Origin of the sequence: Shewanella khirikhana (assembly GCF_003957745.1) — a bacterium.
GTDB classification, from domain to species: domain Bacteria; phylum Pseudomonadota; class Gammaproteobacteria; order Enterobacterales; family Shewanellaceae; genus Shewanella; species Shewanella khirikhana.
On sequence record NZ_CP020373.1, the window covers coordinates 2,919,297 to 2,930,437 of the forward strand.

The following is an 11,141-nucleotide window of genomic DNA, read 5'->3' on the forward strand; positions in this document are numbered from 1 at the left end:
TGCATTATGGGCATTCTCAACAAGATCCTGACCGCCTTTCGCGGTGGTGCCAACGAAGTAGGCCAAAGCATTGTCGACGCCAATGCCACACGCATTTTCGAGCAGGAAATCCGTGACGCCGAAAAACACCTGACCAAAGCCAAGCGCGACCTGACCGAAGTGATGGCCAAAGAAATGGCCGCCGCCCGCGAAGTGGATCGCCTCAAGCGCGCCATTAGCGAACACGAAGGCTATGCCACCCAGGCGCTGGAAAAAGGCAACGAAGCGCTGGCGCTGGAAGTGGCTGAGAAAATCGCCCAGCTGGAAATGGAGCTGGCCGAGCAGCAGTCTTCCAACGAAGCTTTCTCCAACAACGCCGCCAAGCTGAAAGACCTGGTGAAAAAGACCGAACGTCAGTTGGCCGATTATCAGCGTCAGCTGTCGATGGTCAAAACCACCGAAAGCGTGCAGAAAGCCACGGCATCCATCACCGACTCCTTTGCTTCCAGCAACTCCAAGCTGCTGAATGCCAAAGAATCGCTTGAACGCATCAAGGCCCGTCAGCAGCAGTTTGACGACCGCATGAAGGCCGCTGAGACCCTGGAAGCCGAGGACAGCGACAAGTCGCTTGCCGCCAAACTGGCCGAAGCCGGCATTGGTGAGCAAAAGAGTGATGCCAACGCGGTACTCGAAAGACTCAAGTCCCGTAAGGGCTAACCGGACAATTATAACAGCGTCACCACTGGCCGAACGTTACCCAACGCTCGGCCTTTACTGCATTTCAAGGGGAGTAAGAGTTTATGTTCTCAACGACCTTAATCGGGCAGATAATGGCGTTCGGCGTATTTTCATTGTTTGTATGGGGAATCTATTCCTGGAGCTATTCTCTGGGAAAGCGCAAAACCTCAACGCCCAGAAAAACCGCTGTTATCGCGACCTGCTTACTCGCTTTACCTCCAGTATTGTTTCTCTATCTCTTATTGTTGAGTCTTAAGCCTGACTATGAAAATCAAACCGCTGACGCGGGAGAGCAAGCATGAGTTTTTTTAAAAGCCTCTTCGGTGACAAGTCCGTCCCTCCCAGAGTAATCAAGCACCCCAAAGAGTTGACAAAAGGCGATATCATCAGCCTGGACAATGACTTTGGTTTGCCTGCGCAGCTTCGTGGTCAGTCGCTGGAAGTCATTGCCATCAACACCTACGAGTTTGAGCGCAGCCAGGAAATCGAGTGGCAACTTAAGGGCGCTGGCGGCGATACCCTGTTTATGACCCTGGTTGATGACGATGAACCCCATGTACATTTCAGCCTCAAAATCAGCCGCCCCGAAGTGGAATCCCTGTTTGGACTCGACGCCTTTGGTGAGATTTTTGACGAAGACAGCCAAGCGAGTCTCACCGTCCAAACCGTTCCGCAGAGGCTTGAGCAGTGGCTTGGAAATCAATACCATGAAGTGAGCTTCGCCTTGTTTGGCTATTTTCACCGCGAGGATTATCGCGGCCTCAAACCGCCCCAGGATGCCAATGGCGCCACCGGCGAGCCCTTTGAGCGTTACGAGCTGGAAGACGACGGCGAACAATTCAGCCTCGAAGTGGAAGTGTTTGAAGGCGGCGAAACGGATGTTCTCGTCGGCCTGACAAAACCGCTCAGCCTTATTCGCGAGTACTGGCCAGGAAATCACCCATGACCAAGACCAAACACCCGCTGCCGGAAACCTGGCTGCAAAACCAAAAGGCCGCCAAGGCGACCCAAGTGGCCTTTGATTTGGATGAAAAGTTCCAATACGAAATCCGTAAGGCAGCACTGGATGCCAACCGCAGCCCCTCGGATCAAATTCGCGCCATTCTGGGGCTGCCGGTGGCCAAGCGCCCTACCCGGCCCAGACTGACTGTATCTTTGAGCCCTGAGGATTATGTGGCACTGGCCGAGAAATACGGCCTCAGCGCCGATGCACAGCTTGAGATAAAAAAACGGGTACTGGAAGACCTGGTTCAGTTCGTTTCCGAGGACTGAACACACCATCACCATGACTTGGGGGAGTCAGATGTCTGAACCAACACACGGCCACGTGAAACGCATCAAGGCGCCAGCGCCCATTGAACTGGCGATGATGCTGCTGTCACTGCTGGCCGTTATCGTGGTGCTGGTCATGACCTTTGGTCGGCTCGATGAAGAAACCTACCGACTGCTGTTTATGATAGACACCGGGATTTGCAGCATCTTTATGCTGAACTTCTTCACCGGTCTGTTCCGCGCCAAAGACAAGCTGTTTTTTATCCGCCATCACTGGATTGATTTTGTCGCCAGTATTCCCGCGATTGAAGCGCTGCGCTTTGCCAGGCTATTCCAGATTTTGCGGGTTGTCCGGCTGATCCGAATGAGCCGCTCGCTGCTGTCGCAGGTATTGCGTCAGCGCAAACAAGCCACCCTCGCCAGCCTGTTGGTGGCCCTGGTCACCATACTCACCCTGTCATCGGTGGCGATTTTGCTGGTTGAATCCCCCGCCGAGGGCTCCAACATCCTCACCGCCGAGCAAGCCATCTGGTGGGCCATGGTCACGATTTCCACCGTGGGCTACGGCGACCATTACCCGGTGACCACCGCTGGCCACATCGTCGGCTCCATGGTGATTGTCTGCGGCGTCAGCTTCTTCGGTATCATCTCGGGTTATATGGCCTCTGTGTTTGTAGCGCCGGACGAGGAAGAGCGTCAGGAAGCTCACGCCGAGAACCTGCGTCACGATATGGAGCAGGCGCTGAAACGTATGGAAGAAAATCAGGCAATTATGCTAAGGGAAATGGCGGCGCTGCGCCGGGCACTGAAAGATGCACAGGCCGATGACGATGACGAACCGCAAACGCCCTGATCTGCACTAATAATAAAGCCCGCCGAAATTAGGCGGGCTTTGTTTTTAAGCACTTTACCGGGTTAGCCAGCTGCTGTGCTTAACGCCAATAGGGCGACTGCGCCAGCGCACTCTTATGGCTCTGCTCAAGGGCATGCATCAAACTCAGCGCCTTGTCTTCGAGCCAGTCCTGCATTTCGGCATCGGGGCCCGCCATATCGCCAAGAAGCACATAGGCGCGCAGTGCATCTATGCCCCGGCGCAGATCCTGCCATGGCGCGCGGTACTGCCTGCGGGCATCGGCGCTGTAGAGCTCGCCGTAGGCAAGACCAACCAGCAGCGCATCATCAAGCGCAGCGCCCAGCGCCAAAAAGTCAGTGGTGGACGGTTTGGTGGGCATCAGTTGCTGAATGCCCTCCCACGAGACCTGTTGCAGCTGATCCGCCACCTGTTTGAGCGCCATTTGATTTTCAACCGGCTTGCCAAACAGCAAGGTCACCAGCTCGAGCTGCACCTTACCATAGGCCGGCAGGCGCCACAGCGACTCCAGCCTGGCCTGGACACTCTCCTGAGCCATCCAGTTTTGCGCTTCGGTTTGCCAGCGCTGCGCATCGGGACGACGACCAAACAGGGAATCACGGTTTTCGGCAATGGCCGAGAGCGCTACGGCATCATCCACAAAGGCAAGTGCGCGGCGAACCTGACCAAAGCCGCTTTTCAGGCTGTCACTCAAGGCACCAAATTGGCGGCAACCGGCCTCCAGCAAACCAATGCAGGTGCGCAGCCTTGCCCACAGCGGCGCCGCACTTTGCGGATCGGCAGCCGATTGAGCTATGGCATCTTCCAGCAGTTGCCAACGCTCAAGCGCGGTTTCAAGCGTTGCCGCAAAAGCCTGGGCCGCGTGGCAATCCGGCGGCAGCGGCACAGTATCGAGCTGCGCCAGTATGGGTTTGGCACCCAGTCCGGCCAAACGGTAGCCACGCTGCGCCTTACTGGCCTTACCCAGTCGCAGCGGCACCCTGGCCATCAGTTTTTCAGCCAACGTCAGCAGATCGGCGGCCTGACCTGACATGAGTTCAAATTCGAGCTCGCATAAGGACTCTTCACGATTCCCACTGCGAATAATGCCTTCATCGAGGGCAATCTCGACTTGGCTTGCCCCCTCGGTCACCAGCCAGGTGAGACGGCGAAAGTCGGTGTGAAAGACGCAATTGAGCTTGGCCTGGGTATCGGCAAGGTCTGCGCCCTCAGGCCAGATATGAGCCGGAAACAGCGTAAGATCCGGGTTATCTGCGTCGATATCGACATTATATTCGGGACGGCTGTGAATGCCGCCGACCACTTTTCCGGCCGTTTTGATGGTTTGCTCCCGCTTGCCGTTTCGGCCGCGGACCCGCAATCCCATGTCCCAGCTGCGCAGTTGCAGTGCGTCTGTATCGAAATAACCATTACTGAGCATGACATCTGTCTGAAAAGTCTCTACAAACAGGTGATTGATCTCAGTAATGAGGGTATCTTTAAATTCAGGAAGGAAAAAAAGCTTGAGTTCTATCTCGGCATCCATGGGGTCAAGGCCTTACTGCGTCATCAAAAATTCATCGAACTGACACCTTGGCGTCATAATGTCACATAGCTGTCATAATTCGTCAGTATGATTTGCGCCGCGGGTTAGGTTATAACCCGATAGTATAAAGACTGACGTTTTTTAGGTAAAAACACAGTTTCAATACGGGGACGCATGAGTTACCATGCGCCCGCAATTTTCCAATAGTGGAATAACCTACATAGGTAAACGGCTATGCCAGTAAACTCCATTTTGGGCGTGTTTGCAAAATCGCCAATCAAGCCTCTGCAAGAGCACATCGACAAAGTGCACGAGTGTGCCAATATCCTGGTTCCCTTCTTTGAAGCCACAACCTCAGGCGACTGGGATAAAGCAACCGAACTTCGCAAGCAAATCAACAAGGCAGAAAAAGAAGCGGACGCATTGAAGCGTGAAATCCGTCTGACCTTGCCTGGCGGTCTGTTCATGCCCGTTGAACGAACCGATCTGCTGGAGCTTTTGACCCAGCAAGACAAGATTGCCAATAAAACAAAAGACATCTCTGGTCGTATTATCGGCCGCAATCTGGTTATCCCTGCCCCGATCCAGGAACCTTTTATGGCCTACCTCAAGCGTTGTCTGGACGCGGTAGCTCTGGCCAAAGAAGCCATCAACGAACTCGACGAACTGCTTGAAGCCGGTTTCCGTGGTCGTGAAGTGGCCCTGGTTGAGAAGATGGTCCGTGAACTCGATGCTATCGAAGAAGACACTGACGATCTGCAAATCGCCGTCCGCCGCGGCCTGTATGCCATCGAAGAAGGCATGAGCGCCGTTGACGTGATGTTCCTCTATAAAATCATCGAATGGGTTGGCGATCTGGCTGACCTGGCCGAGCGAGTCGGTTCCCGTTTAGAGCTGATGTTGGCTCGCGTATAACGAAGGTTTTCTATTATGGTTGATATTTTTGTCACCTATGGCCCGTGGCTTATTGGCATTGCGGCTGCATTCGGTTTCTTGATGGCTTGGGGTATTGGCGCGAACGACGTAGCCAACGCCATGGGTACCTCTGTAGGTTCCAACGCCATTACCATCAAGCAGGCGATCATCATTGCGATGATCTTTGAATTCTCCGGCGCCTATCTGGCTGGCGGCGAAGTAACCAGCACCATCCGTAACGGCATTATCGATGCCGGATATTTTGCCGAAGTGCCACATTTGCTGGTATACGGCATGATTTCGGCGCTGCTGGCAGCCGGGATCTGGTTGGTTGTGGCATCCGCTCTGGGCTGGCCTGTATCTACCACCCACTCTATTGTGGGCGCCATCATCGGCTTTGCCGCTGTGGGTGTGGGCACCGAAGCGGTAGCCTGGGGTAAGGTTACCGGCATCGTGGGTTCCTGGATTGTCACCCCGGCCATCTCTGGTTTTATCGCCTTCCTGATTTTCCAAAGTGCGCAGAAGCTGATTTTCAACACAGATAATCCGCTCGACAACGCCAAGCGTTTCGTGCCCTTCTACATGGCACTGGCTGGTTTTGTGATGTCACTGGTGACCATCAAGAAAGGCCTGAAGCACGTTGGTCTGCACTTCTCTGCCGTTGAGGCTTATGCGCTGGCCATCGCCATCGGTATTGCCGTGGCTATCGTGGGTAAAATCTTTATCAGCCGCCTGAAAATGGCCGATAAAGCCGACCGCCACACTCAGTTTGCTAACGTGGAAAAAGTGTTTGCCGTGCTGATGGTTGTGTCTGCGTGCTGTATGGCTTTCGCCCACGGCTCCAACGACGTAGCCAACGCCATCGGCCCTCTGGCTGCTGTAGTATCTGTGGTAAACAGCGGTGGTGAAATTGCTTCCAAGTCCGCACTGGTTTGGTGGATTCTGCCTCTGGGCGCCTTCGGTATCGTGTTTGGTCTGGCCATCTTTGGTAAGCGCGTAATGCAAACCATCGGCAAGAACATCACTCACCTGACCCCAAGCCGTGGTTTTGCCGCCGAGCTGGCTGCAGCCTCTACCGTGGTTATCGCCTCGGGTACCGGTCTGCCAATCTCTACCACTCAGACTCTGGTAGGTGCGGTACTGGGTGTAGGTATGGCCCGTGGTATTGCGGCTATCAACCTGGGCGTGGTGCGCAATATCGTAGTGAGCTGGGTTGTTACCCTGCCTGCGGGCGCCGGTCTGTCCATCGTGTTCTTCTATATCATCCGCGGTATTTTCGGCGGCTGAACATTCAGTTTAAATCACTGAACAAGAGCCAAAATCAAGAGGGAAGTCGCAAGACTTCCCTCTTGCATTGAGCGCCCCAAATCCCTAGCATGGTGGCACACTTTTGCTGATGAGATGTTATCTGTGCTCAGACCCCTTTTTCTTGCCGGAGCCCTGCTCCTTTCTCCCGCGCTGATGGCCGACGGCCAGTCCCGTGTAATCTCCGATGATATCTACGTCTATCTGCACAATGGCCCGGGCACCAGCTTCCGTATTCTGGGCAGTGTCAGCGCCGGTACGCCAGTCACCTTCACCGGCGAAACCTCCAACGACTACGCCAAAATCGTCGACCACCGCGGCCGCGAAGGTTGGGTACGTGCCGATGCTCTGAGCAGCGACAAGAGCCTGAGACAAAAGCTGGAAGAAGCCGAGCAGGCCCTCAGTGACAGCAAGGCTGAGCTGGCATCGGTTCGCGAAGAATTCAAAGACAGCGCCGGTACCATTGGCAACCTGCGTGAACAGCTGGCCCGTGCCGATGAGCTGGTACGCGCCGCCACCGCCGACAAGGCCAGCGCCGAAGAAGCCCGCGACAAAGCCCAGGCCGAAGCCGAGTCCCTGCGTGACAACGAGCGCATCCGTCACTGGCAGGAAGGGGGCATTATTGCCGCTATCGGTTTGTTCCTTGGTGTGATTCTGGTTTACCTGCCAAGACCCCAGCGCAAACGCGCCGGTCGCTGGATGAATTAACCGCGAAATCCCCTTAAAAATCCCCAAGGCCCGGCCAGTTTCAAACGACCGGGCCTTGTCAATTGTGCGTTACGCCCGCCTCGATTAATCCAAATCAAACAATCTTCACATTAGTTCGCCGTCCAGTGTCACCGATCACATTTTGCATGTATAATTCACGCGCCCGAGGCGTCAAATTGTATACAAAATGAAAAAGACGTCCGCCGGAGCTTCGGGTGAAGCCGAGCCGTACTACCCGATTACCCCTTAACCGGCCCAGATGGAAAGATAACTATGTTCAAAGCGAGTGAAGTACTGGCAGGTCGTTACGACAACGCCAATCTCGACGAATTGTTCAGTCTGATCAGTCATAACTACATCGTTGATGAGGAAGCCTACCTCAAGGAGCTGATCGCGCTGGTTCCGTCGAGCGACGAAGAGATCACACGCGTCACCAGTCGTGCCCACGATCTGGTGGCCAAAGTACGTCAGTACGAGAAGAAAGGCCTGATGGTCGGCATCGATGCCTTCCTGCAGCAGTACTCCCTGGAAACCCAGGAAGGCATTATTCTCATGTGTCTGGCCGAAGCCCTGCTGCGTATTCCCGATGCCGAGACCGCCGATGCCCTGATCGCGGACAAGCTCTCTGGCGCCAAGTGGGACGAGCACATGTCCAAGAGTGACTCTGTGCTGGTAAACGCGTCTACCTGGGGTCTGATGCTGACCGGCAAGATTGTCAAACTCGACAAAAACATGGACGGCACGCCAAGCAACCTGCTGAGCCGTCTGGTTAACCGTCTGGGCGAACCTGTAATTCGTCAGGCCATGTACGCCGCCATGAAGATCATGGGCAAGCAGTTCGTACTGGGCCGCACCATCGAAGAAGGTCTGAAAAACGCGGTCGACAAGCGCAAGCTGGGTTACACCCACTCCTACGACATGCTGGGTGAAGCCGCCCTGACCACCAAGGACGCTGAAAAGTACTTCCGCGACTACTCCAACGCCATTCAGGCGCTGGGCACAGGCCAGTTCGATGAGACCGAAGCCCCGCGTCCAACCATCTCCATCAAGCTGTCTGCGCTGCACCCACGCTACGAAGTGGCCAACGAAGACCGGGTAATGACCGAGCTGTACGACACCCTGGTTAAGCTGGTGCAGCAGGCTCGCAGCCTCAATGTCGGTATCCAGATTGACGCCGAAGAGGTTGACCGTCTCGAGCTGTCCCTGAAGCTGTTCAAGAAGCTGTATCAATCCGATGCCTCAAAAGGCTGGGGTCAGCTGGGTATCGTGGTGCAGGCTTACTCCAAGCGCGCCCTGCCAGTGCTGATGTGGCTGACTCGCCTTGCCAAAGAACAGGGTGATGAAATCCCACTGCGTCTGGTGAAAGGCGCATACTGGGACAGCGAACTCAAGTGGGCTCAGCAGGCCGGTGAAGGCGGCTATCCGCTGTTTACCCGCAAGGCCGCTACCGACGTGTCTTACCTCGCCTGTGCCCGTTATCTGCTGTCTGAGGCTACCCGCGGCGTGATCTATCCGCAGTTTGCCAGCCACAACGCGCAAACTGTGGCCGCCATCACCTCCATGGTTGGCGATCGCAAGTACGAGTTCCAGCGTCTGCACGGTATGGGTCAGGAGCTGTACGACACCCTGCTGGCCGAAGCCGCCGTACCCACAGTGCGTATCTACGCCCCTATCGGTGCCCACAAAGACCTGCTGCCTTACCTTGTGCGTCGTCTGCTGGAAAACGGTGCCAACACCTCATTTGTACACAAGCTGGTTGATCCCAAGACCCCAATCGAGTCGCTGGTGACCCACCCGCTGAAAACCCTGCAAGGCTACAAGACCCTGGCAAACAACAAGATAGTACAGCCCGCCGACATCTTCGGTGCTGAGCGCAAAAACTCCAAGGGACTCAATATGAACATCATTTCCGAATCCGAGCCTTTCTTCGCCGCCCTGGAGAAGTTCAAGGACACCCAGTGGACCGCAGGCCCGCTGGTAAACGGTGAAACCCTGTCAGGCGAACTGCGTGACGTGTTAAGCCCATACGACACCACCCAGAAGGTGGGTCAGGTTGCCTTTGCCGACGAGACTGCCATCGAACAGGCCCTGGCCGGTGCCGACCGCGCGTTCGCGTCCTGGTGCCGTACTCCGGTTGAAACCCGCGCCAATGCCCTGCAAAAGCTGGCAGACCTGCTGGAAGAAAACCGCGAAGAACTGATTGCCCTGTGTACCCGTGAAGCCGGTAAGAGCATTCAGGACGGTATCGATGAAGTGCGCGAAGCCGTGGACTTCTGCCGCTACTACGCCGTTCAGGCCAAGAAGATGATGAGCAAGCCCGAACTGCTGCCTGGCCCTACAGGCGAGCTGAACGAGCTGTTCCTCCAGGGCCGTGGCCCCTTCGTGTGTATCAGCCCATGGAACTTCCCGCTGGCCATCTTCCTCGGCCAGGTGGCTGCCGCGCTGGCAACCGGTAACACAGTTATCGCCAAGCCTGCCGAGCAGACCTGTCTGGTTGGTTTCCGCGCCGTACAGCTGGCCCACGAAGCCGGTATTCCAAAAGATGTGCTGCAATTCCTGCCAGGCACCGGTGCCCTTGTAGGCGCCAAGCTGACCGCTGATGAGCGTATCGGCGGCGTGTGCTTTACCGGTTCTACCGTGACTGCCAAGGTGATCAACCGCGCCCTGGCCGGCCGCGAAGGCGCCATCATCCCGCTGATTGCCGAGACCGGTGGTCAGAACGCCATGGTGGTTGACTCCACCAGCCAGCCTGAGCAGGTTGTGAATGACGTTGTTTCTTCTGCCTTCACCAGCGCCGGTCAGCGCTGCTCGGCGCTGCGGGTACTGTACATGCAGGAAGACATTGCCGAGCGCGTACTTGAGGTGCTCAAAGGCGCCATGGACGAGCTGACCGTGGGTAACCCCAACTCGGTGAAAACCGACGTGGGCCCGGTTATCGATGCCGCCGCCAAGGCCAACCTGAACGCGCACATCGACCACATCAACCAGGTGGGTCGTCCTATTCACCAGCTGCGTCTGCCACAAGGCACCGAGAACGGTCACTTCGTGGCGCCAACCGCGGTGGAAATTGACTCCATCAAGGTGCTGAGCAAAGAGAACTTCGGTCCTATCCTGCACGTAGTGCGTTACAAGGCTGCCGACCTTGGCAAGGTTATCGACGAAATCAACTCTACCGGTTTCGGTCTGACCCTGGGGATCCACAGCCGCAACGAAGGCCATGCCCTGGAAGTTGCCGACAAGGTGAACGTGGGTAACGTGTACATCAACCGCAACCAGATCGGTGCCGTGGTTGGCGTGCAGCCATTCGGTGGTCAGGGCCTGTCTGGTACCGGTCCCAAGGCCGGTGGTCCACACTACCTGACCCGTTTCGTGACCGAAAAGACCCGCACCAACAACATCACCGCCATCGGCGGCAACGCTACCCTGCTGTCGCTGGGTGACGCTGATTGATAACGCATTTCGCGTAAAAGAAAGCCGGGCTGATGCCCGGCTTTTTGTTTTTCTTGCCTTAAGCAGACTTTGTCTATACTTGAAAAATCCCCAGTAGCAACCCACACAGGACAGGCCAGATGAGCGATAAAATGCTGACATTGGACGAGGTCGCAAAAATCCTCGATCAAAAACCCATCACCATCAAGCGTTATGCACGGGAAAACCTGCTCTCGGCTCAGGGAGAAGGTGATGATTTGATGTTCAAAGAAGACGAAGTAATGCGCTACCTGGAGTTTTCAAAAAGACTTGGTTAACCCGGTTTGGATTAACCCGGTTTGGACTAACCAGAAGGCAAAAAACAGGGCAAAGGCCCTGTTTTTTATTACTGAATTAACC

General features: G+C 55.6%; 10 protein-coding genes. 9 read left to right on the forward strand and 1 reads right to left on the reverse strand.

The features are described from left to right. The first annotated feature begins 6 nt into the window (after positions 1–6). The 4 genes from STH12_RS12735 to STH12_RS12750 all read left to right on the forward strand — a co-directional run bounded on the left by STH12_RS12735 (position 7) and on the right by STH12_RS12750 (position 2,842). Positions 7–696: a PspA/IM30 family protein gene (locus STH12_RS12735; protein ID WP_126167877.1), complete on the forward strand. Its 690-nt coding sequence runs from the start codon at positions 7–9 to the stop codon at positions 694–696. A 319-nt stretch (positions 697–1,015) separates the two neighbouring features. Next, positions 1,016–1,663, forward strand: a complete 648-nt coding sequence (locus STH12_RS12740) for a hypothetical protein (RefSeq protein WP_126167878.1) — start codon at positions 1,016–1,018, stop codon at positions 1,661–1,663. Beyond that, entirely contained in the window at positions 1,660–1,989 is a 330-nt protein-coding gene (locus tag STH12_RS12745) for a hypothetical protein (RefSeq protein WP_126167879.1), read from the forward strand. The genes STH12_RS12740 and STH12_RS12745 overlap by 4 nt, the downstream gene beginning before the upstream one ends. Positions 1,990–2,020: 31 nt before the next feature. Then, positions 2,021–2,842, forward strand: a complete 822-nt coding sequence (locus STH12_RS12750; RefSeq protein ID WP_126167880.1) for a potassium channel family protein — start codon at positions 2,021–2,023, stop codon at positions 2,840–2,842. Positions 2,843–2,921: 79 nt separating this feature from the next. On the opposite strand, the gene STH12_RS12755 is transcribed toward STH12_RS12750, so the two are convergent. Then, positions 2,922–4,385: a CYTH domain-containing protein gene (locus STH12_RS12755; RefSeq protein ID WP_126167881.1), complete on the reverse strand. Its 1,464-nt coding sequence runs from the start codon at positions 4,383–4,385 to the stop codon at positions 2,922–2,924. A 234-nt stretch (positions 4,386–4,619) separates the two neighbouring features. On the opposite strand from STH12_RS12755, the gene STH12_RS12760 reads away from it, so the two are divergent. From STH12_RS12760 to STH12_RS12780, 5 genes are all read left to right on the forward strand, one after another. Next, entirely contained in the window at positions 4,620–5,300 is a 681-nt protein-coding gene (locus tag STH12_RS12760; RefSeq protein WP_126167882.1) for a TIGR00153 family protein, read from the forward strand. A 15-nt stretch (positions 5,301–5,315) separates the two neighbouring features. Further along, entirely contained in the window at positions 5,316–6,587 is a 1,272-nt protein-coding gene (locus STH12_RS12765) for an inorganic phosphate transporter (RefSeq protein ID WP_126167883.1), read from the forward strand. A 153-nt stretch (positions 6,588–6,740) separates the two neighbouring features. Continuing rightward, positions 6,741–7,313: a TIGR04211 family SH3 domain-containing protein gene (locus tag STH12_RS12770; protein ID WP_418856621.1), complete on the forward strand. Its 573-nt coding sequence runs from the start codon at positions 6,741–6,743 to the stop codon at positions 7,311–7,313. A 273-nt stretch (positions 7,314–7,586) separates the two neighbouring features. Next, positions 7,587–10,763 carry a bifunctional proline dehydrogenase/L-glutamate gamma-semialdehyde dehydrogenase PutA gene (putA, locus tag STH12_RS12775; protein WP_126167885.1) on the forward strand — a complete coding sequence of 1,059 codons (3,177 nt, stop codon included), beginning with the start codon at positions 7,587–7,589 and terminating at the stop codon, positions 10,761–10,763. A 119-nt stretch (positions 10,764–10,882) separates the two neighbouring features. Further along, positions 10,883–11,059 (forward strand): helix-turn-helix domain-containing protein, encoded by a 177-nt coding sequence (locus tag STH12_RS12780; protein WP_126167886.1) that lies wholly within the window; start codon positions 10,883–10,885, stop codon positions 11,057–11,059. Positions 11,060–11,141: the final 82 nt, after the last annotated feature.

What these genes read in the sequence shown, in the direction of transcription:
- STH12_RS12760 (WP_126167882.1), top strand. Translation starts at nt 4,620, where the DNA reads ATGCCAGTAAACTCCATTTTGGGCGTGTTTGCAAAATCGCCAATCAAG.
- STH12_RS12745 (WP_126167879.1), top strand. Translation starts at nt 1,660, where the DNA reads ATGACCAAGACCAAACACCCGCTGCCGGAAACCTGGCTGCAAAACCAA.
- STH12_RS12740 (WP_126167878.1), top strand. Translation starts at nt 1,016, where the DNA reads ATGAGTTTTTTTAAAAGCCTCTTCGGTGACAAGTCCGTCCCTCCCAGA.
- STH12_RS12780 (WP_126167886.1), top strand. Translation starts at nt 10,883, where the DNA reads ATGAGCGATAAAATGCTGACATTGGACGAGGTCGCAAAAATCCTCGAT.
- putA (WP_126167885.1), top strand. Translation starts at nt 7,587, where the DNA reads ATGTTCAAAGCGAGTGAAGTACTGGCAGGTCGTTACGACAACGCCAAT.
- STH12_RS12755 (WP_126167881.1), bottom strand. Translation starts at nt 4,385, where the DNA reads ATGGATGCCGAGATAGAACTCAAGCTTTTTTTCCTTCCTGAATTTAAA.
- STH12_RS12735 (WP_126167877.1), top strand. Translation starts at nt 7, where the DNA reads ATGGGCATTCTCAACAAGATCCTGACCGCCTTTCGCGGTGGTGCCAAC.
- STH12_RS12765 (WP_126167883.1), top strand. Translation starts at nt 5,316, where the DNA reads ATGGTTGATATTTTTGTCACCTATGGCCCGTGGCTTATTGGCATTGCG.
- STH12_RS12750 (WP_126167880.1), top strand. Translation starts at nt 2,021, where the DNA reads ATGTCTGAACCAACACACGGCCACGTGAAACGCATCAAGGCGCCAGCG.